Annotated in this window: 19 protein-coding genes and 1 pseudogene; 6 read left to right on the top strand and 14 right to left on the bottom strand. The window is 70.5% G+C overall.

Going from position 1 to position 21,418, the window contains the following annotated elements:
- Positions 1–10 precede the first annotated feature (10 nt).
- The 5 genes from ACESM1_RS04240 to ACESM1_RS04260 are packed head-to-tail and all read right to left on the bottom strand — an operon-like array spanning position 11 to position 5,233.
- A complete protein-coding gene (locus ACESM1_RS04240) occupies positions 11–1,150 on the bottom strand; it encodes a mandelate racemase/muconate lactonizing enzyme family protein (RefSeq protein ID WP_372618031.1) in 1,140 nt (379 codons plus the stop codon).
- Positions 1,147–2,316 (bottom strand): mandelate racemase/muconate lactonizing enzyme family protein, encoded by a 1,170-nt coding sequence (locus ACESM1_RS04245; protein ID WP_372618033.1) that lies wholly within the window; start codon positions 2,314–2,316, stop codon positions 1,147–1,149. Before ACESM1_RS04245 ends, ACESM1_RS04240 begins: the two co-directional genes overlap by 4 nt.
- Entirely contained in the window at positions 2,313–3,320 is a 1,008-nt protein-coding gene (locus tag ACESM1_RS04250; RefSeq protein ID WP_372618034.1) for a hydroxyacid dehydrogenase, read from the bottom strand. Before ACESM1_RS04250 ends, ACESM1_RS04245 begins: the two co-directional genes overlap by 4 nt.
- A 3-nt stretch (positions 3,321–3,323) precedes the next feature.
- Positions 3,324–4,463, bottom strand: a complete 1,140-nt coding sequence (locus ACESM1_RS04255; RefSeq protein ID WP_372618036.1) for a mandelate racemase/muconate lactonizing enzyme family protein — start codon at positions 4,461–4,463, stop codon at positions 3,324–3,326.
- Positions 4,460–5,233, bottom strand: a complete 774-nt coding sequence (locus ACESM1_RS04260; protein ID WP_372618038.1) for a FadR/GntR family transcriptional regulator — start codon at positions 5,231–5,233, stop codon at positions 4,460–4,462. Before ACESM1_RS04260 ends, ACESM1_RS04255 begins: the two co-directional genes overlap by 4 nt.
- Before the next feature lie 98 nt (positions 5,234–5,331).
- Here ACESM1_RS04260 and ACESM1_RS04265 point away from each other — a divergent pair, with 98 nt between their 5' ends.
- From ACESM1_RS04265 to ACESM1_RS04275, 3 genes are all read left to right on the top strand, one after another.
- A complete protein-coding gene (locus ACESM1_RS04265) occupies positions 5,332–5,655 on the top strand; it encodes an NIPSNAP family protein (protein ID WP_372618039.1) in 324 nt (107 codons plus the stop codon).
- A gap of 407 nt (positions 5,656–6,062) precedes the next feature.
- Positions 6,063–8,543 (top strand): PAS domain S-box protein, encoded by a 2,481-nt coding sequence (locus tag ACESM1_RS04270; protein WP_372618040.1) that lies wholly within the window; start codon positions 6,063–6,065, stop codon positions 8,541–8,543.
- A gap of 406 nt (positions 8,544–8,949) precedes the next feature.
- Positions 8,950–10,302, top strand: a complete 1,353-nt coding sequence (locus tag ACESM1_RS04275; protein WP_372618042.1) for a replication protein RepA — start codon at positions 8,950–8,952, stop codon at positions 10,300–10,302.
- Positions 10,303–10,452: 150 nt separating this feature from the next.
- On the opposite strand, the gene ACESM1_RS04280 is transcribed toward ACESM1_RS04275, so the two are convergent.
- The 4 genes from ACESM1_RS04280 to ACESM1_RS04295 all read right to left on the bottom strand — a co-directional run bounded on the left by ACESM1_RS04280 (position 10,453) and on the right by ACESM1_RS04295 (position 14,984).
- Positions 10,453–11,283: a lytic transglycosylase domain-containing protein gene (locus ACESM1_RS04280; RefSeq protein ID WP_372618044.1), complete on the bottom strand. Its 831-nt coding sequence runs from the start codon at positions 11,281–11,283 to the stop codon at positions 10,453–10,455.
- A 254-nt stretch (positions 11,284–11,537) separates the two neighbouring features.
- Positions 11,538–12,326 (bottom strand): response regulator transcription factor, encoded by a 789-nt coding sequence (locus ACESM1_RS04285; RefSeq protein ID WP_372618046.1) that lies wholly within the window; start codon positions 12,324–12,326, stop codon positions 11,538–11,540.
- A 292-nt stretch (positions 12,327–12,618) separates the two neighbouring features.
- Positions 12,619–13,428, bottom strand: a complete 810-nt coding sequence (locus ACESM1_RS04290; RefSeq protein WP_372618048.1) for a slipin family protein — start codon at positions 13,426–13,428, stop codon at positions 12,619–12,621.
- On the bottom strand, positions 13,425–14,984 hold the full coding sequence (locus ACESM1_RS04295) for an NfeD family protein (RefSeq protein WP_372618049.1): 1,560 nt from the start codon (positions 14,982–14,984) through the stop codon (positions 13,425–13,427). The genes ACESM1_RS04290 and ACESM1_RS04295 overlap by 4 nt, the downstream gene beginning before the upstream one ends.
- A 138-nt stretch (positions 14,985–15,122) precedes the next feature.
- Here ACESM1_RS04295 and ACESM1_RS04300 point away from each other — a divergent pair, with 138 nt between their 5' ends.
- Entirely contained in the window at positions 15,123–16,085 is a 963-nt protein-coding gene (locus tag ACESM1_RS04300) for a Bug family tripartite tricarboxylate transporter substrate binding protein (RefSeq protein ID WP_372618051.1), read from the top strand.
- A 21-nt stretch (positions 16,086–16,106) separates the two neighbouring features.
- Here ACESM1_RS04300 and ACESM1_RS04305 read toward each other — a convergent pair whose 3' ends face one another.
- Entirely contained in the window at positions 16,107–16,508 is a 402-nt protein-coding gene (locus ACESM1_RS04305; RefSeq protein ID WP_372618053.1) for a DUF4112 domain-containing protein, read from the bottom strand.
- Between the two features lie 377 nt (positions 16,509–16,885).
- Between ACESM1_RS04305 and ACESM1_RS04310 the strand changes: the two genes are divergently transcribed.
- The gene (locus tag ACESM1_RS04310; RefSeq protein WP_372618559.1) at positions 16,886–18,274 is read left to right on the top strand and encodes an L-serine ammonia-lyase; all 1,389 of its coding nucleotides are present in this window, start codon (positions 16,886–16,888) and stop codon (positions 18,272–18,274) included.
- A gap of 222 nt (positions 18,275–18,496) precedes the next feature.
- Here ACESM1_RS04310 and ACESM1_RS04315 read toward each other — a convergent pair whose 3' ends face one another.
- Positions 18,497–19,222: a glutathione S-transferase gene (locus ACESM1_RS04315; RefSeq protein WP_372618054.1), complete on the bottom strand. Its 726-nt coding sequence runs from the start codon at positions 19,220–19,222 to the stop codon at positions 18,497–18,499.
- A gap of 72 nt (positions 19,223–19,294) precedes the next feature.
- Here ACESM1_RS04315 and ACESM1_RS04320 point away from each other — a divergent pair, with 72 nt between their 5' ends.
- Positions 19,295–19,531 (top strand): hypothetical protein, encoded by a 237-nt coding sequence (locus tag ACESM1_RS04320; RefSeq protein WP_372618056.1) that lies wholly within the window; start codon positions 19,295–19,297, stop codon positions 19,529–19,531.
- 121 nt (positions 19,532–19,652) lie between these two features.
- Here ACESM1_RS04320 and ACESM1_RS04325 read toward each other — a convergent pair.
- From ACESM1_RS04325 to ACESM1_RS04335, 3 genes and pseudogenes are all read right to left on the bottom strand, one after another.
- A pseudogene (locus ACESM1_RS04325) lies at positions 19,653–19,769 on the bottom strand (IS630 family transposase); the annotation flags it as partial.
- Between the two features lie 90 nt (positions 19,770–19,859).
- Entirely contained in the window at positions 19,860–20,492 is a 633-nt protein-coding gene (locus tag ACESM1_RS04330; RefSeq protein ID WP_372618058.1) for a hypothetical protein, read from the bottom strand.
- A gap of 86 nt (positions 20,493–20,578) precedes the next feature.
- Positions 20,579–21,283 (bottom strand): VacJ family lipoprotein, encoded by a 705-nt coding sequence (locus ACESM1_RS04335; protein WP_372618060.1) that lies wholly within the window; start codon positions 21,281–21,283, stop codon positions 20,579–20,581.
- Between the last annotated feature and the right edge of the window lie 135 nt (positions 21,284–21,418).

Genomic DNA, 21,418 nt, shown 5'->3' on the forward strand with positions numbered 1-21,418 from the left:
CAGTCAGCCGTCAGACATAGCCGGGCCCCTCGATGGCCGGGTGGGCGCGCAGGAACTCCTCGTCCACCTCCACGCCGATCCCCGGGGCTTCCAGCGGACGCACGCAACCATCCGCGCCGATGCGCCAGGGCTCGCTGCACAGCCGGTCTCGGAAGAGGTTGCCGCGCGAGACGTCGGCCTCGAAGTAGCCGCCATTGTCCAGCGCCGCGAGCAGGTGGATGCTGGCCGCCTGGTTGATGCCGGTCATCGAGCTGTGCGGATGCACCGGGATCTTGAAGGCGGAGGCCATGGCCGCGATCCGCATCGTCTCCGTCACGCCGCCGCATTTCGACAGGTCGGGCTGCCAGATGGTGATTGCCCCGTCCTCCAGCACGCGCGTGAATTCGAAGCGCGTGAAGTGGTTCTCGCCGGCCGCCAGCGGCGTGCGGCCGTAGCCGCTGGCCTGCGCATAGGCGTGGTGGTCGTGGGCCGGGAAGGGCTCCTCGAGCCAGCCGATGTCGAGCCCGTCCATCGCCGGCATGACGCGCCGCACATCCTCGATGCGGTAGCCGGTGTTGGCGTCCGTCAGGATCGCGAGGTCGTTGCCGAAGGCCTGTCGCACCGCCTCCATCCGCTCGATGTCGCGCGATACCGTGTCGCCGACGCGCAGCTTCACGGCGCGGTAGCCGGCCTCGACATGCGGCCGCGCCTCGTCCACCAGCTGCGCGGGCGGCTGGTAGCCGAGCGCGACGCCGCCGGCATAGGCCGGGATCGGGCGCGCGCTGCCGCCGAGCAGGCGGTAGAGCGGCCAGCCCACCGCCTTGCCGCGGATGTCCCAGAGCGCCATGTCGAGGCCGCTCATCGCCATCGCGCAGCCCGCGCCCATGCCGTGGCTGCCGAGCTGGAACTTGTAGATCTTCGCCCAGACGCCATTGACGTCGGCAGCATCCATGCCGAGCACGAGTTGCTTCAGCGTCGTCTCGATCAGCTTGGCGATCGCGGTATGGGCACGGCCGTGATGGCTTTCGCCCCAGCCGACGATGCCGTCCTCCGTCACCACCTTCACCATCACCGCGTCGCGCTTCACCGCGCGCCCAATGCCGAGCGTGACGCCGCCATCCGGCGGCACGGGGAAGCTGGTGGGATAGGCCTTGATCTCGACGATCTTCATGCGGTCTGTCCGTACTGCTCGACGAATTCCTCCCGCACCGTGATGCCGAGCCCGGGGCGGTCGGGGATGTCCACCATGCCGTCGGCCACCGGAAAGTCCTCCTCCACCAGGTCGTGCAGCATCGGGTTGTGGCCGAGGGAGTATTCCAGGATGAAGCCGGCGCTCTGGCTCGCGGCCAAATGCAGCCCGGCGGCGAAGGCCGGCGCGCCGGACCAGAGGTGCGGCGCGAGGCGGAGGTTGAAGGCCGACGCGATGGCGGCGATGCGCACGCCCTCGGTGATGCCGCCGGCGATGGCGAGGTCGGGCTGCAGCACGTCGGCGCCGCGCAACTCGGCGATCTCGCGGAAATCGTGGCGGGTGAACTCGCTCTCGCCGGTGCTGATCGGGACGGCGGAGGAGCGGCGCACTTCCGCCAGCCCGGCCTTGTCGTCGGCGGTGACCGGCTCCTCGAACCAGAACAGGTCGCAATCCTCGACCATGCGGCAGAAGGCCTTCGCCTCGGCCACCGTCCAGGTGCCGTGCGCATCGGCCATGAGCTTTACCTCGGGGCCGAGCGCCCTGCGCGCGGCGCGGACGCGGGCGGCGGAGCGGGCAGGGGAGCCATCCATCACGCCGACCCGCATCTTCACGGCGCGGAAGCCCGCCTTGTCGCAATAGCCCTTGAGCTGCGCGCCGATGCCGTTCTCGTCGGCCCAGCCGCCGGAGGCATATGCAGGCATGCGCTCGGCGCGGCGTCCGCCCAGCAGGCGCCAGACCGGCACGCCGAGCGACTTGCCGAGGATGTCCCACAGCGCGACGTCCACGCCGGCAATGGCGGAGACCGAGAGGCCGCGCCGGCCGAGCTGCGGCAGCACATGGCCCTCGGCGACCGCATAGCCCTCGCGCGGCGTGTTGTACATCACGTCCCACAGGCGGGAGATGTCGCGCGGGTCCTGCCCGACCAGCAGCGGCGCGTAATCCAGGTTGATGATGGCCGCGAGCCCGGCACAGGCGGCGGCGCTGCCGACGCCCGCCTTGGCCTCGCCCCAGCCGGTGAGGCCGGCATCCGTCTCCACGCGGACGATGACGGAATCGAAGCTGGCCACGCGGCCGAAATCGCTGGTGTGCTGCTTCTCCCAGGGAATCGGCACACGGCACCAGGTGGCCTGGACACGGGTGATCCTCATCGGGCGGCGCGCTCCTCGACGGGGTGGCCGAGCCGGTGCCGGCGCTCGCGGGCGGCCTGCCAGGCCTCGGGGTTGATGAAGTTCACCGGGCGGTCGCCGCGCAGGATGCGCACCACCTCCTCGGTCGCGATGCGGCTCATCTCCGTGACGCTCTCGCGCGTCAGGCCCGCCGCGTGCGGCGTGAGCAGCACGTTGTCGAGGCCGCGCAGCGGATGCGTCATGGGCAGCGGCTGCTCCCAGTACACGTCGAGGGCGGCGCCGCCGATGCGCCGCGCGCGCAGCGCCTCGACCAGCGCCGCTTCCTCCACGACCGGGCCGCGGGCGACGTTGAGCAGCCAGGCCGTCGGCTTCATGCGCGCGAGCAGCGCGGCGGAGACGATGCCACGCGTCTCGGGCGTCAGCGGGCAGGCGAGGGCGATGTAGTCGCTCTCGGCGAAGAGGTCGGGCAGCGCGGCATGCGCGACATGCGCTGGCAGCCCCGCCGGATTGCGCCGGTGGCCGAGCACGCGCATGCGCAGCCCATGCGCGGCGATCTCGGCCAGGCGCGAGCCGATGGCGCCGACGCCGAGGATGCCGAGCGTCTTGCCGCGCAGCTCCGTCGCGGCATCCGCGCGCCGGCGTGCCGGCGCCCAGCCCTGCGCCAGGTGTTCCGCATGCATCGCCTCGACATGACGGGCGATGGCGAGCATCTGACCGAGCAGGAATTCGGCTACCGCGTCGGCATTGGCGCCCGGCACGTTGGCCACCAGCACGCCGTGGCGCGAGCAGGCCTCCACGGGGATCATATCCACGCCCACGCCGTGGCGCACCGCGGCGAGCAGGCGCCGCGCATGCTCCGGCAGGTCGTCGGGCAGCTTCTGGCGGACGATGACGGCGTCGGCGTCGCGGCAGAGTGCGCGGAGGGCATCCGGGCCAGAGCCGGCCATGCGCAGGATCTCGTGGCCGGCGTCCCGCAGGATGGCCTCGCCGATCGGCTCGATCGGGTCGGTGAGTGCGATGCGCATGGCTCAGGCCACCTTCCAGCGGGCCAGCGCATCGCGGTCCACCTCGATGCCGAGGCCTGGTCCATCGGGGATGCGGACGATGCCGCGATTCTGCACGATCGGCTCGCGGGCGAGCTCGTCGCGCAGCGGGTTCGGGGTCTGCTCGAACTCCAGCATGGGCGGGATCGGGCGGAAGGCCTGCGGCATGTCCGGCAGCGCGGCGATGAACTGCAAGGTCGCGGCGAGGCCGATGGCGCTGCCCCAGGCATGCGGCACGCATTCCACGCCATGGGCGGAGGCCAGCGCGGCGATCTTGCGGCATTCGCTGATGCCGCCGGCGGCGCAGACATCGGGCTGGACGATGTCCATCGCCTTGCGCGCGATGACGTCGCGGAACCCCCAGCGAGTGAAGTCGTTCTCGCCGCCGGCCACCGCCATGTCGAGCGCGCGTGTCACCTCCACGTAGCCGTCATGGTCCTCGGGGCTGATCGGCTCCTCGAACCACATCAGGTCGAGCGGTTCCATCGCGCGGCCGAGGCGGATGGCCTGGGGCACGGTGAAGCAGTGGTTGGCGTCCACGGCAAGCTGGATGTCGGGGCCGATGGCGTCGCGCACCGCCTTCACGCGCTCGAGGTCCTTGCGCATGTCGCCGAGGCCGATCTTCATCTTGATCGCGCGGAAGCCCTGGCGCGCGTACTCCTCGGCTTCCTCCACCGCTTCCTCGACCAGGCGGTCCATGTCGATGAAGTAGAGGCCGGTGGCGTAGGCCTGCACCTCGGTCCGGTGGGCGCCGCCGATCAGCTTGTGGACCGGCTTGCCGACGGCGCGGCCGATGATGTCCCAGAGCGCGATGTCCACGCCGGAGAGCGCGGCGATCGTCATGCCGGTCAGGCCGTAATCCTTGATCCGGTTATAGAGGTCCTCCCACACCACCTCGACGTCGAAGGGGTCGCGGCCAAGCAGGCGCTGGCGGTACTGTGTCTCCACGATCGTCTTGTTCACCGCGGCGGGGCCATAGCATTCGCCCCAGCCGGTGATGCCGGCATCGGTCGCGATCTCCACGATGCAGGAGGAGCGCGTCGTGTAGAGCCACCCGCGCGCCGAGGTGAAGGGCTTGTCCACCTTCGCCTGGAGCAGGTGGCAGGTGACCTCGGTAATCTTCATGCCGGCATTCCCCCGGTGCTGGTTTCGGCGCGGGCCGGCCGGCGTTCCAGCAATTCCCGCCAGTAGCTCTCGACGCCGCGCAGATGGCCGCGCATCAGCTCCGCCGCGCGCGCCGCGTCGCGCGCCGCGATGGCCTCGCCCATCGCGCGGTGCTGCGCCTGGGAGAGGGCGGCGCGCGAGCCGTCCGCGAAGTAGTGGCGCCGGCGGGTGCGCGAGATGAGGTAGAAGGAGTTGACGACGCGCAGGAAGACGCGGTTGCCGGTCGCCTCCGCGACGGCGAGGTGGAATTCCGCGTCGGGCTCGGCGAAGTTCCCGCCCGCCTCGATGCAGCGCTCGCCGCCGGCGAGGGCCTCCGCGATGCGGGCGAGGTCATCCTCGCCGCGGCGCTCGCAGGCCAGCGCGGTGCCCTGCACCTCCATCAGCCGGCGCAGTTCCACCACCTCCTCCACCTCGGCAGCGGTGAGGGGAACCCCGAGATCGGCGCTGAGCACCAGCGCATCAAGGCTGCCATGCCGGGCGACGGCGCGGAGGAAGATCCCGGAATTCGGCCGGCGCTCGATGACGCGCACGGTCTCCAGCACGGCGAGCGCCTCGCGCAGGGCGTTGCGCCCGAAGCCGAAGCGCTCGGCGAGATCGCGTTCAGAGGGCAGGCGCTCGCCGGGCGCGAAGCCGCGCTGGGCGATGAAGGTGAGGATCCGCCCGACCAGGGCCGAGCGCTCGTCCTCGCGCGCACCGCGCCCCTGCTCGGCGACGTTCTGCAAGTCTGCCATTCCCTCCCGCGCACTCTGGCCCTACCAAATTGGTAGGACCAGATCTATGCTGCGCGCAAGCCCGTTCTGCCAACACATGCGAGAGGGAGAGGCATCGGATGATCGTCGAGGAGCGGATCTACACGCTGCATGCGGGCCAGGCGCCCGCCTATCTGCGGCTCTACGAGGCGGAGGGGCTGGCGATCCAGAAGCCGATCCTGGGCCGCATGGTCGGCTATTACAGCACGGAGTTCGGCCCGCTGAACCAGGTGATCCATCTCTGGGCATATGAGAGCCTGCAGGAGCGGGAGGAGCGGCGGGCCAGGCTGCTCGGGGACGAGCGCTGGAAGGCCTATGTCGCGAAGGTCCGACCGATGGTGCAGAACCAGGAGAACAAGCTGCTGATGCCCGCCCCCTTCATGACGGTGAATTGGCAGGACTGACGCGAGCAGCCCGACTGGGCCGCCCTGGCGCGTGAGATCGCCACGCGCTGATGCGCGGCCAACAGGGAGCCACGCCCTGCAACGACGCCACCTCCTCGCCCTCGCGCCAGCGCTCCTCTTGCCCAGGGCCGTGCGCGCGCAGCCCACTTCAGAGATAATCCGCGAGGCACTGCTCTACTTCCTCATCGGGGCGATCTACGCCCTCATGCTGCGCGCCGTGGTGGAGCGCTTCGCGAAGACCGACCCGGCGCGTGCGTCTTCCGCCCGGACTCCCCACTTCCTCTCGCAGGCACCGGACCACGTGACCGGCACAGCGCTTCTTCAGGGTCAGGCCAGATGCTTTAATTCCCGGCGGCCCATCGCCTCGACGCCGGCCATTGGGCGCCCAGAGCACCGGACGGAGCCCAATGCCAGACCTCGATCAGATGGTGAAGCGACAGCGGGTGCTCGCCGATTTCGGCGAATTCGCCCTGCGCAGCGAGAACCTGGACGAGATCCTGACGGAGGCTTGCCGCCTTGTGGCCGAGGCGCTCGGCACCGGGCGCGCCAAGGCGATCGAGATCCAGCACGAGGAACGGTGCGCCCTGGTGCGGGCGGGCGTCGGCTGGCAGCCGGACATCGTGGGCGAGCTGCGCCTTCCGCTCGGCGATCGCTCGTCCGAGACCTTCTCGATCGAGGCAGGCGGACCTGTCATCAGCCGGGACATCAACCAGGAGGACCGGTTCGAGGTGCCCGCCTTCATGAAGGAGGCCGGAGTGGTCGCGCTGGCAAACGTGCCGATCTTCCTGCCCGGCGGGCAAGCCTACGGCCTGCTGCAGGTGGACAGCCGCGAGCCGCGCGACTTCGGCAAGGAGGATGCGGAGTTCCTGCGCACCTACGCCACGCTCCTGGGCCCCGTGATCGACCGGCTGCACAAGCTCCGCAGGCTGCGCGCGACCGAGGAGCGGTTCCGCCTCATCGTCGAGAATGCGCGCGACTACGCGATCTTCGTCACCGACCCGGAGGACCGGATCACCGACTGGTTTCCCGGGGCGGCGGCCGTCTTCGGATGGACGGCGGCCGAGGCGGTCGGGCAGCCAGGCAGCATCCTGTTCACGCCGGAGGACCGGGAGAGGCACCAGGACGCCGAGGAGGTCGAGACGGCCCGCACCCGCGGCTCCGCGCTGAACCGCCGCTGGCACCTGCGCAAAGACGGCGCGCGGGTGTTCATCGAGGGCAGCGTCATGGCGCTGCGCGACGAGCACGGAGATCTACGCGGCTTCCTCAAGATCGGCCAGGACGTCACCGAGCAACGCCGGACCGAGGAGCAGCTGCGCGAGAGCGAGGCGCGGTTCCGCCACATGGCCGACAGCGCCCCGGCGCTGATCTGGATGACCGACGCCGATAGCCGTCTCGTCTTCGCCAATATGCATTTCGACCACATGTTCGGGCGCCCCGCGGCGGAGATGCTGGGGGACGGGTGGGCAAGCTTCGTGCTGGAGGAGGATCTCGAAGCGTTCGAGGCCGCGTTCCGGACCGCCTTCCGGGCCCGGCGGCCCTTCATGACCGAGACGCGGGTACGCGACAGGACAGGCCGGATAGCCTGGCTGCGCTGCGAGGGCGTCCCGCGCCTGGACGATGCGGGCAGGTTCCTCGGCTACACCGGCTGCAACGTCGACATCACGGAGGCCCGCCTGGCGGCCGAGGAGCTGGAGCGGCGCGTCGCCGAGCGCACGGCGGAGCTCATGACCGCCGAGGAGACGCTGCGGCACGCGCAGAAGATGGAGGCGGTGGGCCAGCTCACCGGTGGCATCGCGCACGACTTCAACAACATGCTCCAGGGCGTGACAGGCGGGCTCGACATGGCGCGGCGCCGCGTGGCCGAGGGCCGCGCCGAGGAGGCGCTGCGATACCTCGACGCCGTGCAGCAGGCGGCGGAGCGCGCGGCGGGCCTGACGCGGCGTCTGCTGGCCTTCGCGCGGCGGCAGCGCCTGGAGCCGAGGCCCGTCAACGCGGACGGGCTGGTCGCGGGATTGGCGGACCTGATCCGCCGCACGGTGGGACCCGGCGTCGCGGTGGAGCTGCGGCTGCGTGATGGGCCCGGCAGCGTGCTGTGCGACCCGAACGAGCTCGAAAGCGCGCTGCTGAACCTTTGCATCAATGCCCGCGACGCGATGCCCGACGGTGGGCGGCTGGCAATCGGAACGGAGGAGGTGGAACTCCTGGCCGCGGACATCGAGGAGGAGGCCCCGCCTGGCCCCTACGTGGCGATCTCGGTCACTGACACCGGCACCGGCATGCCGCCGGAGGTGCTCGGACGGGTGTTCGAGCCGTTCTTCACCACCAAGCCGCAGGGCGAGGGCACGGGGCTGGGGCTCAGCCAGGTCTGGGGCTTCGTGCGGCAGTCAGGTGGCCTGGTGCGGATCGAGAGCGCACCGGGGCGGGGCACGACGGTCCGCCTCCTCCTGCCGGCGCACGGAGAGATGGAGGCGGGCGGGAAACCGACGGCGTCGCCGCCGCGGCGGGCCGCCTCGAGCAGGACGGTGCTGCTGGTCGATGACGAGGATGCGGTGCGCCGGCCGGCGGCCGATCGGCTGCGCGAGCTGGGCTATGCGGTGCTGGAGGCGCGGGACGGGCCGGCGGCATTACGAATCCTGGGCGCCGCCCGCCCCGACCTGCTGGTCACCGACGTCGGGCTGCCGAGCGGCATGAATGGGCGGCAACTGGCCGAGGCGGTGCGCGAGCGGGTGCCCGGGCTGGCGGTGCTGTTCATCACCGGCTACGCCGGCACGGCGCTGCCGCCGGGGGCCGAGGTAATCGGCAAGCCTTTCGAACTCGACACACTGGCGCGGCGGGTCCAGGCCATGTTCCAGACCGGCAGCCGCCTCGATGGTGCGCGGGCGGAATAACGCGCAGCGGCGCCTGTCAGGCGGCAGGGAGCTTCCGGACCGCGAGGGTTGGCGACTTGGCCAACCCGGCCCGACCTGCTGACCGCAGGCTGTTCGGACCGCCTCAGCCAGGATCGGGATCTTCAATGCCCGGCGGAGCAATCTCCCGAGGCTGTCCAGAGTTTGTCCGGGTTGCGGACCCGCACGACGCCCCGCGGCGCGCCGCTCGGCCCGACTCGTCGGGAGCGTCTCCAGCAACGCCGGCGGCGTCAGCCGCGGCACCTGGCGGGGCCAGCCACACCTGCTGGCCTTTTCTCATCGAGCGGCATGGCCTATCTGCAGGACGCGGCGGTGGTCAGGAAGCTTGTTCGCCCTTTTGGCTTGGACCGTTCGCCATCCTGTCATCTCGAAGTGAGTCTCGGCATACATGAGCCTGAATCGCCCTCCGCGCCCATTGGCGCAGGATGCCGGCCCAACGCAACCGAGCGACGCCGTCATCTGGCTGCATGCGGCATTCTGCGGCCTGGGATTGCCGATGCGAGCCACGCGCGGAGCGTGGCAGCGCGACATCGGGACGGCATCCGTTCGCATCGAACCCGGCGCGAGCGACGAGGTGGTGCCAAGCGGGCGAGTCCTTCGGCTGAGCCTCTTGCACATCTGCGATGCCGCCTTCCGGGCGAACAGCCCGGTGGTCGAGCTTGCGGATGATCCATCCCGGCTGGCTGCCGCACTGGGCATCGAAGCGAACACGCGCGATCTGACCGACCAGTGGGAGCGCATGCACGCGGCGCGCATCCTGCTGTCATGGGATGGCGGGCCCGCATTCAGCGTGTTCGATGCGCGAAGCAGGGCGCGAGCAGGCAAGCCCGCGTGGCGCTCGGGCGTCCGGCTCAACAGCAGGTTTCTCGCCAGCCTGCTCAACCATGCCATTCCGCTCGACCGACGCGTCGTGCGCGAGCTGTCCGCGTCGCCGGCTGCGTTGGACGCATATGCCTGGATCAGGCTGTCGCTCCGCGGGGCGGCGCCGGACCGGATCATCACGACGACCTGGGAGGAGTTGCTGAGCCGGTTCGGCACCGCCTCGCAGGATGCCGGGGCATTCCGGGTTGCCTTCGAGGCGGCCTTGCGGCTCGTCTTCGATGTGGATCGCTCAATCGATCTGGCCGTTGACGATGACGGCGTCAGCGTCCGCCTCGCACCACCTGCCGACGACGAGAGCGTCGCGGACGGTACGCCCCCGGCGCAACCCGGTACGGATGCGGTGGCCGATGGCACGGCGGCACCGGCCGAGCCGCTGGCGGTGCCCCCAGCCGCGTCCCCTGCCGTTGAGGCTGCTGCCGCCGAACCCGCTGAGAGCATCCGTGAAAATCCGGAGGTGGACTGTCCGCCGCGCTCCGAACCGCACCCTCCGGCCCAAGCCGAAGCTGCAACCGTGGCCCCAGTTCCGGAAGACCGGATCACGCAGAACAGCATCAGCCTGCCGCGTCACCTGACCGGCTTGGCGCTCGTGGTATGGCTTCGGCGTGGACACGGCGAGGAGAGCGTCCTGGTCGGCATCACCCCCAACCCGCGCTTCGAGGCCGAAAGGCTGACGCTGCTGGCGGTGGAGCCGATGGTCATCCAGGTGAGCGGCGGATTGAACGAGAGGGATTTCGAGCGCGTCTCTGCCTGGGTGATGACCAATCGCGACGTCATCGATGACTTCTGGGAAGGCCGGATCACGTCATTCGCGGAGATCAATCGGCGCGTCCGCAAGGCACCGGCCCCGGGCTGGCGGTGACGGCGTAGCCGGGATCGTCTGCTCGGCCCACCTGACCGGAAGCGGTGCCAATGGTGCCGGCATAGCGTCACGGCTTCCGGTGGCCGCCCGGCTAGGATCGCCGGAACGGGCGGTACCGCGCCGCGCCGATCTGCGCCGGTTCGACAAGGATCAGCGATAGGGCGCCGTGAGCGTGCCGGTCGGAGCTGCGGGGGTGACCAATCCACCGCCCTCGAAGGCGCGAAGCGACGGGTCATCGGCCATGGAGATCCCTCGGGCCGAGGCGAAGTAGTCCATGCCGGTCATGCCCCCTCCGGCATAGGCAAGATCATCTTCGCCAGCCGAGGCGAAGCGGTATCCCGAGAGCGGCGCGCCGTTCGCATAGGAAGCGAATGGGCCTGTCATCGCGCCTCCCATCCCGAGGCGTGGGCCGATACTGGCGAGGTAGTTCACCGTCTCCTGCGGCAGCACGGTGATGCCGGAGAGGACGGCGTCCACGCGGTCGGGCCCGGCATTGTAGGCGGCCAGGAATCCGGGCGCCCCGTATCGGTCATGCATCTCTCGGATGTATGCGGCGCCGGCCAGGATGTTGTCGCGTGGCTCATGCGGGTCGCTGCCCAGGCCGTGTCGCATCCGCAGGGTGGCATAGGTTCGCGGCATCACCTGCATGAGGCCCATGGCGCCGGCCCGCGAGGTGATCGGCAGGCCGTCGGAGCCGTAGAGGCGCCCGCCACTTTCCTGACGCATGACCTCGCGGATCCAGCGCTCCGGCACGCCGAAGCGGTGGGCCGCGTCACGGATGTAGGGCCCCCACGGATCATCCGGCGTTCCGGGCGCATGGTAGGCGCGTGAGGCCTGCACCTGATAGCCATGGGCCGCGGCGCGCGAGGCGTTCAGATCGTAGCCGTAGTCACCGTTCCCGTCGTAGCCGCGCCGGCCGTCCCAGCTGGCCCCCTGCCACGACGCACCTCCGCATGCCGACAGCAGAAAGCCGGCGAGCAATGCCGTGCTCCGGAGGGCGACCCGCCACCGGCCGCAATCGCCACCCACCCCTGCCCGTCGCGCCACTTCGCCCGCTCCCCGCTACGGGTGTCACCCTACCCGCGCGCCATCAAAGCAAGCCCATCAAAGTGGCTCCAGTGGATATCTCGCGAATTCAACCGCTCTTCCGCTCATGCACCGATGCGCGGCAGGATGTGGTCGAAGAGGCGCGTCGGCTCGCGCGTGCAGTGCAGTTTGCCGCGCCTGCCCCGTGGCTACTCGTCTCGCCCGGGCACGCTCCTCTCGCCTGCCTGCTGATGGAGAGGTCGCGGCGTGCCGCCCGCCGGGGATCGAGGAAACTGGGTCGTGGCGCGGTCGAGTATGTAGCCGCCCATCACGGTCCGCAGCAGGGTGGGGCTGCCGGGGTTCGCCTCGATCTTCTGCCGCAGGCGGTACATGTGCGTTTCGAGCGTGTGCGTCGTCACGGCGCTGTTGTAGCCCCATACCTCATCGAGCAGGACTTGCCGCGGCATCGGCTTGCCGTCAGCCCGATAAAGGAATTTGAGGATCGCCGTTTCCTTGTCGGTCAGCCGTATCTTGCGACCGCGGGCCGCATCATGCAGCAGCTTCGCGCTCGGGCGGAAAACATATGGCCCGATGCCGAAGGCGGCATGTTCCGAATTGTCGAAGGTGCGAAGCTGCGCGCGCATGCGGGCCAGCAACTCAGGCAGGCGGAAAGGCTTGGCGATGTAGTCATTGGCGCCGGAATCGAGGCCGCGAACGACATCGAGCTCGCCGTCGGCGCCGGTGAGCATGATGACCGGCATGTTCTTTCCGCCGCGCCGGAGCCTAGCGCAGAGCTCGCGGCCGTCGCCGTCCGGCAGTCCGACGTCGAGCAGGACGGCGTCGAACCGCGCGTCGGCGTCGGCGAGCTTCGCTTCCGCTTCGGCAGCGCTCTCCGCCTCGTGAGGGAGGAAGCCGCCTTCGGCCATCAGCTGCTCGGCCAGGGTGGCTCGAAGCGCCGGGTCGTCCTCCACGATGAGGATCGGGCGGGATGCGGACATGGAGACCTCCACGGGAGCCTGGTATTTCTGAGTTCATCCAGCTAGCGCGCGGCCGCCTCGATGGTTCCGCGTGTGGTCTGAAAAAAGATGCCAGATCGGATCTTTGCGCCGCAGGGGCGTTCCATCCTGCCCGGCAGGCCTGAGTCTCGTATGCCGAGGCGAGCCGGGCTGGCTTCGCGGCAGTCACCGGCGACAATGTGGTGCGAACCGTGCTGCGCCTCGCTTGCGGAGATGCCACGGCTCCTGCGCTCGCCGGCCGCGAGCCGGCCGGTCTGGCTGCGCGGAGGGCCGCTTACCGACCTTCGCGCGGCGCTTCCCGCACCGCGCCCATCCCGGCCGCGGATGCCATGGCGCCGAGCCCGCGCAGCAGGTCGATCGGCACCGGGAAGACCACGGTCGAGCTGCGGTCGCCCGCGATCTGCTGCAGCGTCGCCAGGTAGCGAAGCTGCATGGCCTCCGGCACGGCGCCGAGGATGCGCGCCGCATCGGCGAGCTTCTCCGCCGCCTGCTGCTCGCCCTCGGCGTCGATGATGCGACCGCGGCGGTTGCGCTCGGCCTCGGCCTGCCGGGCGATGGCGCGGACCATGCTCTCATCGATGTCCACGTGCTTGATCTCGACGGTGGCGACCTTGATCCCCCAGGCATCGGTCTGGCTGTCCAGGATCTCCTGGATGTCGCGGTTCAGCCTGTCGCGCTCGGCCAGCATCGCGTCGAGGTCATGCTTACCGAGCACGGAGCGCAGCGTGGTCTGCGCCAGCTGGCTGGTCGCCGCCATGAAGTCGTCCACCTCGATGACGGCGCGGTCGGCATCCACGACGCGGAAATACACCACCGCATTGACCTTCACCGAGACGTTGTCGCGCGAGATCACGTCCTGGCTGGGCACGTCCATCACCACGGTGCGCAGGTCCACGCGCTGCATCTGCTGCACGGCGGGGATCAGCAGGATCAGGCCGGGGCCGCGCACGCCGGAAAATCGCCCGAGCGTGAACACCACGGCACGCTCGTATTCGCGCAGTACCCGCACCGCGGCCCACAACAGCGCGACCAGGACGACGAGCAGGATGAGATAGCCGATGTTGCCGGTGAGATCCCCGATCATGATGGCTGCGCTCCCTTGCGATCCGCTTCCGACGTGACTTCCAGGCGCAGGCCGCGCCGGCTCGTGACGCGCACCGCCTGTCCGGGGCTCAGCGCAGTCTCGGCTTCGGCCGCCCAGCGCTCGCCATGCACCAGCACCACGCCGGTGCCGCCGTTCCAGGACAGGACCTTGCCGCGCGCGCCGATCATGCCTTGCCCGCCGGTGACCGCCGGCCGCCCCCGCGTGCGCCAGACCGCGCGGATCGTCGCCAGCAGCAGCAAGCCCCCCAGCACCGCGGACCACCCGATCACCCATGGCGAGAGCTGGAACCCCGGCACCTCGAAGTCGAAGGCGATCGCGCCGCCGAGCGCCAGTGCCGCCAGGCCGCCGACACCGAGCACGCCGAAGGCGGGGATGAACGCCTCGGCGACCAGCAGCGCGATCCCAAGCCCCATCAGCGCAAGCCCCGTGACATCCACGGGCAGCAGGTTCACCGCGAACAGGCCGAGCACCAGCGCGATTCCGCCCACGACCCCGCCGACCCCGATGCCGGGCGAGGCGAACTCCAGCAGCAGGCCATAGGCGCCGACCATCAGCAGCAGGAAGGCGATGTTGGGATCGGAGATGAAGGCCAGCAGCCGGTGCCGCCAGTCCGGGTCGAAGCGCAGCGGCGCCAGCCCGGCCGTCTGCAGCGTCGCTGCCCCGGCGGGGAGTCGCACGCGGCGCCCCTCCGCGCCGGCGAGCAGCGTCGGCAGGTCGGCAGCCAGCATTTCGACGACGCCGAGCCGCAGCGCCTCCTCGGCCGGCACGCTCGCCGCCTCGCGCACCGCCCTCTCCGGCCAGTCCGGGTTGCGGCCGTGGTACTCGGCGAGGCCGCGGATATAGGCCGCGGCGTCGTTGACGGTCTTGGCGCGCATCGCCTCGTCATCGCCGCCGCCGAGGCGCACCGGCGTGGCGGCGCCGGTGGCGGTGCCGGGTGCCATCACGGCCAGGTGCGCCGCCGAGAGCAGGAATAGCCCCGCGCTCGCCGCCCGCGCACCCCGCGGCGCGACCCAGACCGCAACCGGCACGGGGGAGGCAAGCATGGCCTGCACGATCGTCCTGGTGGCCGCATCGAGGCCGCCGGGCGTGTCGAGCCCGAGCACCACCAGCGAGGCGCCGCGCGCCACGGCGTGCTCCAACCCGTCCGTCACGTATTCGGCAACCCCGGGCCCGATCGCACCGTCCACCCTGAGCAGCAGCACGACCCGCTCCGGCGCGCCGGGCTGCTGAGCCGCCGGCATGGCCGGCCAGCCCGCGAGCAGCAGCAGGGCCAAGGCCAGGAACATCGCCGCGCGACGGGCGGATGACGGCCTCCGGCCGCCAGGCCCGGACGCCTGCTGCATCGCCGCCTCCCGCCAGTCGGCGGCGCCCGCCCTGCAGGGGCAGGCGCCTGCGGCAGAAACCGGCCGCTGGGCGCTTCGTTCCGTGCCGGGCGTGCGCGGGAACAGCTCGGCGCGGCCGCGACAACAGTTCACCGCCTTCACCGCGGCGAGGTTCTCCATCGTCTGCGGGGTGATCTGGATGCGCGGCCGCAAGGGGACAGCGGCGCGCTGCGCGAGGGGCAAGGGCTCGGCCGGAGCGGCCACGTTGCCGCTGGCATGGGTCTGCCACCCTGAGGGGCGACGGGCGTTGTCGCCCCTCTGGGCCGCATGCCCTCAGCTGGAGAGAACACGATGCGCCGTCGCACGCTGCTGGGAGTCGCTGCCAGCTCTGCCACCGCTCTTGCCATCACCGGGCCCGCCCGCGCCGCGTGGCCCGAGCGCCCGATCACGATGATCGTCGCCTTCCCGCCTGGCGGCGGCACCGATGTCGCGGCCCGAACCCTGGCGCGCTTCCTCGAGCGCGAGCTCGGGCAGTCCGTCGTGGTGCTCAACCGCGGCGGCGCCGGCGGCGAGATAGGCTGGGCGGAACTGGCCCGGGCAAGGCCGGACGGCTACACGGTCGGCTTCATCAACACGCCCAACCTCCTCACCATCCCGATCGAGCGGCGGGCCCGCTACAAGCTCGAGGATTTCGCGCCGATCGCCAACATCGTGGACGACCCTGGCGGCTTCTTCGTCCCCAACGACAGCCGCTTCCGCACTCTCGCCGATCTGGTCGCCTACGCCCGCGCCAATCCCGGCGACGTGACCTACGGGACCACCGGCATCGGCTCGGACGACCACCTCGCAACCCTCGCCTTCCAGCGGCTCGCCGGCGTCGAGCTGACCCACGTGCCGTTCTCCGGTGCCGCACAGGTGCGCAGCGCCATCCTCGGCAAGCAGATCGACGTCGCCGCCATGAACATGGGCGAAGGGCTGGCCGACATGCGGCAGGGCCAACTCCGTCCGCTCGGCCAGATGGCGGAGGCTCGCTGGGACCAGGCGGCGGATGTGCCGACGTTCCGTGAGCAGGGTTTTGACGTGGTCCAGGGCTCGATGCGCGGCCTGGCCGCCCCCGCAGGCGTGCCGGCCGAGACGCGCGAGCGCCTCGCCACCGCCGTCCGCCGCGTGATGGAGGACCCGGAGTTCCGCCGTCTTGCGGAGCAGCAGGCGCTGCCCCTGCGCTATCTCGGCCCGGACGAGTACGGTACGGAGCTCAGCCGCATGCGGGAGGAGTACGGGCGCCTCTGGGCGGCGCATCCGTGGAAGGAGTAGCGGCCCGGCGGTCGGTACCGGTCATCCGGCCGGCATTCGATCGCGATCGAGGTGCCGACGCAGCAGTGCCATGTTGCGCAGGTTGGCGCGGAAGAAGATGTCGCCGATCCAGCCGGCAACCGGTACCGCGCTGATCAGGGCGTCCACGCCGACATTGCCGACCATGCGCAAAAGCGTGCCAGTGGGCACGCCGAGCCGGCGCGCTTCCAGGATCAGATATGCCGACACGCCTTTCGAGGCGACCAGGCCCAGGCCCGGCAGCAGGTTCAGCGCGGCATCTGCTCCGAACCGGATGCCGGTGCCGGGAATGCGCCACTTGCTGTCGAGGACGCGCGCAATCGCCTCCAGCCGCCTGCGGGCGCCTTCCTCCCGATGGGCGTTCGCCAGTGGCTGCGCGCTTGAGGCCCTGCGGCCGCTCATCATGCTCGCTCCTGCCGGCCGGCACGGCCCGCCGGTCCAGCAACGTCAGCGCGCGGCGTCGGGTGCCGGTCCTCCCGGCATGGTGCGGTGCGGCGTCACCGTCCGATGCAGGCGGCCGTGGCAAGCCTCCAAGGGGGGCGAGCCTCGCTGCAAGCTCGCCGGCCTGGAGCGTCGGGCGATGATTTATCAAGTTGAGGCGGTCGTCTCCGCGCGGCGTCCCGCAGTGCACCACCCAGCGCTGGAGTGGCTGCTCACCGCAATGCTGGCACCACAACCCGCGCCGCCTGGCGGCGCACCGGACGGCCTGCTCCCATAGCGTTACCGCGGAGCCAGCATCAGATACCCTATTTATGAGTCAGGCATCACAGTTGGCGAGCGCGATGGGCAAAGAAGCACAGGGTTGGATCGGCCTGTTCGACCTGTTCCGGATCGGGGTTGGCCCCTCCAGCTCACACACGGTCGGCCCCATGGTGGCAGCTGCGAGCTTCGGGGGGACCCTGGATCCGGGCCTGCCGGTTGACGGTCTGCGGGTGGAGCTCTTCGGCTCCCTGGCACTGACTGGCAGGGGCCATGCAACTGACACCGCAGTCATCCTCGGCCTGAGCGGGGCGCGGCCCGACACGATCGATCCAGACGTGGCGAGGGCTACGATCGAGGCGGTACGCCTCAAGCGGCGCCTGGAACTGCCCGACGGGCGGCGGGTTCCATTCGATCCGGCCACCGACATCGTCTTTCTGCCGCGCGAGATCCTGCCGCGGCACCCGAATGCGCTCCGCATTACGGCGTTCACGGCCGGGCAGCCTGGCCACACCCTAACCTACTACTCGGTCGGCGGCGGCTTCGTGCTGGACGAGCAAGGCGAGCCGCTTGGCGGCAGTGCCTCTGGTGGTGACGGGCCCGTGCCCTATCCGTTCACCAACGCTGCCGATCTGCTGTCTCGCGCAGAGGCCGGGGGACTTTCCATCGCGGAGCTCATGCGGGCGAACGAGGCCAGCCGGCGCCGCCCGGCCGAGATCTCCGCCGGCATCGCCCGCATCCGCGAGGCCATGCAGGCCTGCGTGGCGCGCGGCCTGCGAGGGGAGGGCGAACTGCCGGGCGGTCTCCGCGTTCGCCGACGCGCGCCGGACCTGCACCGCAAGCTGATGGCGCAGGCAGGGCGGAACGAGGCCGACCCGCTGCTCGCGATGGACTGGGTGAATCTGTGGGCGCTGGCAGTGAACGAGGAGAACGCCGCTGGAGGTCGAGTCGTCACCGCGCCGACGAACGGCGCTGCCGGCATCATCCCTGCCGTGCTGCACTACTACGAGCGCTTCGTGCCCGGTGCCAGCGCGGCCGGCGTGGAGGTCTTCCTGCTGGCTGCGGCCAGCATTGGTGCGATCATCAAGCGCAACGCCTCGATCTCGGGTGCCGAGGTGGGTTGCCAGGGCGAGGTGGGGTCCGCCTGCGCAATGGCCGCCGCCGGCCTCGCTGCGGCGCTGGGCGGCAGCAACGCCCAGGTGGAGAATGCTGCCGAGATCGGACTCGAGCACAATCTCGGCCTCACTTGCGATCCGGTGGCGGGTCTCGTCCAGGTGCCCTGCATCGAGCGCAATGCCATCGCCGCAGTCAAAGCCATCAATGCCGCGCGGCTGGCGCTCCACGGGGACGGACGGCACCTCGTCAGCCTCGACCAGGCGGTCGCGACCATGCGACAGACCGGGCTCGATATGTCGCACAAGTACAAGGAAACCTCGCTGGGCGGCCTGGCGGTGAACGTTGTCGAGTGTTGATCCACCAGAGGCTGCACGACGGACCGCAGCCGCCACGCTGCCGAGGAACGGCGGTGAGAGCGGATCTCCGGGCGTGCCGAACCACGGCATGCGCCCCCAGTGGAGCCATCTTCGGCCTGAATACGCCAGTAGCAGGCCGCGGCGGAGTGCGCGTGAGGCAGCTCAGCGGCAGGCCAGCCCGGACGATCCTGCGAGCATCCCGGAGGCCCTTCCGCGGGCATGCTACAGGTCGAGCTCGGGATAGTGCCGAAAGATCCCGTACTGGTTGAACGGAATGCGGCGCTCGCTGGCGAGATAAGCGGCGATGCGCTGGCGAGCGGCGATGGCCTGGACGAGCGCGGCGACCTTCGGGGTCTTCCTCAGGGCCGCCCGGGACGCCTTCGGGAAGGCGTAGGTCAGGCCGGAGACAAGCTGGAAGAGCGAGAGGTCGGCATAAGTCACTCGGGCGCCGACCAGATGGAGACTGCCTTTTGGATTCCGCTCGAGGACCGTCTCGAACCAGCGGAGGAACTTCGGCATGCGGTGGTGGCAGAAGTCCTCTGCCCGCCGCTTCGCCTCGGGCTTCTGGTCCTCGTAGTAGAGGCGCGAGGCGATCGGGTGATGAGTGTCGTGCCCCTCGCTCACCGCATCGGCGATTGTCAGCTGCAACTGATGCGTCCAGAGCCGCCCAGCCTCGGTCTTCGGCGCCAGGCCGTGCCGGTCGCCCAGATAGAGAAGGATTGCTGCGGTCTGTCCGATGATGCGCTTGCCGTGCTTCAGGTAGGGCGGTGCGAAGGGAGGTGTCGCAATACCCGCAGCGCTGAGACCGGCAGCAACGAGGCCAGGCCCTTCGGCCTTCGGCCCCTGGGCGACATCGCGGTAGGGGACACCCGCTTCCTCTAGCGCCAGCCGGACGAATTCCCCGCGGCCCGGTAGGCCTGGCCAGTAGAACAGTTCGTAGCCAGCCATCGTTCAACTCCTCCACCGAGACTTGCGCTCGGCACATTGGGTGGGCTGCGCACGGGAGGCGAACGTCACGCCGTGAGCCTCGAAAGCCTGTTCGGCGGCGGCCTCGGCGGCGAAGGTGAGAACGACGACGCGGCGATGCCGTTCTTCCTGCAGAGCCGGGTCGAGGCGCTGCGCGACGAGGTCGCACCCGAAGCGGGCATCATCCTCGCGCACCACAGCAAGAAGCCGAGCAGGCAGCAGGTCAAGGATGATCCCTTCCTGTCGCTCTCAGGCGCCAGCGCGCTGCGCGGCTTCCAACCTCGGGCATGATCATCTTCCGCTCGGAAGAAGAGCAGACGCCGCGCAAGCTGCACCTCGATGCGCGACGAACGGCGATCGCCCCCGAGCGGGCCGGGCGCAGTCGATCCGGCACCCCAGCCAGAGCGCACGAGCGCATCGCGCGTGAGGCGCTGGCCCCGAACCGCGGCGCCGCCGCGCGCCAGGACGCCCTCGCCGCAACCGCAGCGACCACCCTCTCCCGCAGATCGGCCGACAGCAGCTTCGCCATGCCTGTCGGCCTCTTCGCCGACAGGCACCTTGAATCAGATCCGCCCCGCGTCGGGGTATCCCCGCCGATTCACTCAGCTCGGAAACCGCTCTACCCGACGCGCTCGATGGTGCCGTCGAGGTCCATGATGGCGAGCGTCACTGCGAGCCTGGGTTGCCGGCGCGCCGCCTCGGCGCGGAAGGTGCGCAGCGCCTCGGCATGGGTGGCGGTTTCTGCCGCCCGCCCGGCGACGGCGACCTCGCCGAAGGCGAGCTTCGCCGCGCCGCAGTCGCGGTGGGTCATCGCCACCACGCGCCGGATCGCATGCAGCCCCACCGTGATCTCGAGGTTCTCCCAGAAGGCGGCATGCCAGGCGGCGAAGCGCGGATGCACGGCGCCGATCGGCCCGCCCGCGATCACGAAATGGCTGTAGCTGTCGCGCAGCCCGTGCGAGCTCATCCACAGGAAGCTGGGCGTGGTGAGGCGGGGATCGATGCAGTTCACCAGCATCGCCTCGTACTGACCGGTGCCGGCCACCGCCTCGCGCGCCAGCAGCGCCGCACCGCCGGCCACGAGGCCGAGCAGGCCGCGCCGGCCGGGGTGCGCACAGCCGCAGCCCGGGCCATGCCGGTAATCCGGATCAGGGTTTCGGCGCTGCCGGGGCTCCGCCGGGAAGCAGGTGCGCATGCGGTGGTCTCGCCGCCCGCGCGGCAGGATCGCCGCGGCCGGGGTCTCGACCAGCATTCGCCGCCGCCGTTAGCAAAGCGTTACGGCTGCCCGCGCGCGCCCTCACGCCCCGGGGGCGCGGCGGCCACCCGCACCGGCCGGCTTCACTCGACCTCCTCAGCCTCTGTGGCAGCGTGACGATCCACCGCGCAGGCGGCTGCGCGGCGCTGGAGGTAGGCGCTGCGATGGATGGCGTAGGAATCCAGCGCCTCGGCGTCGATGCGGCGGAGCTCGTGATGGACGTTGGCGTAGCCGGTGAAGAGGTCGCTTCCGCGCCAGCCGAGGAAGAGTTCCTGGCCGACCAGCTGCGACAGGGCCGCGCTGGTCAGCGCCACCGTGCCGGCATCGCGCAGCGTGGAGGGCCCGAGCAGCGGCAGGACGAGGAAGGGCCCGCTCGGCACACCCCAGCTGCAGACTGCATCCGCCGGCGGCAGTGGCCGGCGCGGGAAGCCGAGCGGCGTTGCCGCGTCGTGGATGCCGCCGACGCCGAGCGTGGTGTTGATGCCGAACCGCAGCGCTGCATTCGCCGCCCGTCCGAAGTCGCCGGCGGCGATGCTGCTGACTGCGGAGACTGGCTCGCCGAGATTGCCGAGCGCATTCGACAGGCCGGTGCGGAAGCCCGGCGTCGTCGCGGCCATGTAGAGCTCGACTGCCGGTCCCAGCAGCCATGCCTGGAGCCCCTGATTCAAGGCATGGATGCGCCGGTTCACCGGCTCGAGCGGGTCCCGCGCGGCGGCAGCCGGCGAGGCGAGCTGGCAGATCGCCAGCAGCGCGAGCAGGGGAAGGGAGAATCGGGTCCGGCTCGGCATGCGCGCGCCTCAGGCTGGCTACCCCTGGCCGTCGACCTCTTGTGGTGCCGGGGGTGGGTCAGGCGCCGCTCATGGCCGCCGAGTGCATAGACTAGTTCACAAATCGTAAACGCGCCAGCGATCGCAGCGCGGCAC

The sequence above is a fragment of the Falsiroseomonas sp. genome, from assembly GCF_041690465.1.
GTDB lineage: Bacteria > Pseudomonadota > Alphaproteobacteria > Acetobacterales > Acetobacteraceae > Falsiroseomonas.

What these genes read in the sequence shown, in the direction of transcription:
- ACESM1_RS04310 (WP_372618559.1), top strand. Translation starts at nt 16,886, where the DNA reads ATGGGCAAAGAAGCACAGGGTTGGATCGGCCTGTTCGACCTGTTCCGG.
- ACESM1_RS04250 (WP_372618034.1), bottom strand. Translation starts at nt 3,320, where the DNA reads ATGCGCATCGCACTCACCGACCCGATCGAGCCGATCGGCGAGGCCATC.
- ACESM1_RS04300 (WP_372618051.1), top strand. Translation starts at nt 15,123, where the DNA reads ATGCGCCGTCGCACGCTGCTGGGAGTCGCTGCCAGCTCTGCCACCGCT.
- ACESM1_RS04290 (WP_372618048.1), bottom strand. Translation starts at nt 13,428, where the DNA reads ATGATCGGGGATCTCACCGGCAACATCGGCTATCTCATCCTGCTCGTC.
- ACESM1_RS04255 (WP_372618036.1), bottom strand. Translation starts at nt 4,463, where the DNA reads ATGAAGATTACCGAGGTCACCTGCCACCTGCTCCAGGCGAAGGTGGAC.
- ACESM1_RS04285 (WP_372618046.1), bottom strand. Translation starts at nt 12,326, where the DNA reads ATGTCCGCATCCCGCCCGATCCTCATCGTGGAGGACGACCCGGCGCTT.
- ACESM1_RS04270 (WP_372618040.1), top strand. Translation starts at nt 6,063, where the DNA reads ATGCCAGACCTCGATCAGATGGTGAAGCGACAGCGGGTGCTCGCCGAT.
- ACESM1_RS04330 (WP_372618058.1), bottom strand. Translation starts at nt 20,492, where the DNA reads ATGCTGGTCGAGACCCCGGCCGCGGCGATCCTGCCGCGCGGGCGGCGA.
- ACESM1_RS04305 (WP_372618053.1), bottom strand. Translation starts at nt 16,508, where the DNA reads ATGATGAGCGGCCGCAGGGCCTCAAGCGCGCAGCCACTGGCGAACGCC.
- ACESM1_RS04260 (WP_372618038.1), bottom strand. Translation starts at nt 5,233, where the DNA reads ATGGCAGACTTGCAGAACGTCGCCGAGCAGGGGCGCGGTGCGCGCGAG.
- ACESM1_RS04275 (WP_372618042.1), top strand. Translation starts at nt 8,950, where the DNA reads ATGAGCCTGAATCGCCCTCCGCGCCCATTGGCGCAGGATGCCGGCCCA.
- ACESM1_RS04315 (WP_372618054.1), bottom strand. Translation starts at nt 19,222, where the DNA reads ATGGCTGGCTACGAACTGTTCTACTGGCCAGGCCTACCGGGCCGCGGG.
- ACESM1_RS04335 (WP_372618060.1), bottom strand. Translation starts at nt 21,283, where the DNA reads ATGCCGAGCCGGACCCGATTCTCCCTTCCCCTGCTCGCGCTGCTGGCG.
- ACESM1_RS04240 (WP_372618031.1), bottom strand. Translation starts at nt 1,150, where the DNA reads ATGAAGATCGTCGAGATCAAGGCCTATCCCACCAGCTTCCCCGTGCCG.
- ACESM1_RS04245 (WP_372618033.1), bottom strand. Translation starts at nt 2,316, where the DNA reads ATGAGGATCACCCGTGTCCAGGCCACCTGGTGCCGTGTGCCGATTCCC.
- ACESM1_RS04265 (WP_372618039.1), top strand. Translation starts at nt 5,332, where the DNA reads ATGATCGTCGAGGAGCGGATCTACACGCTGCATGCGGGCCAGGCGCCC.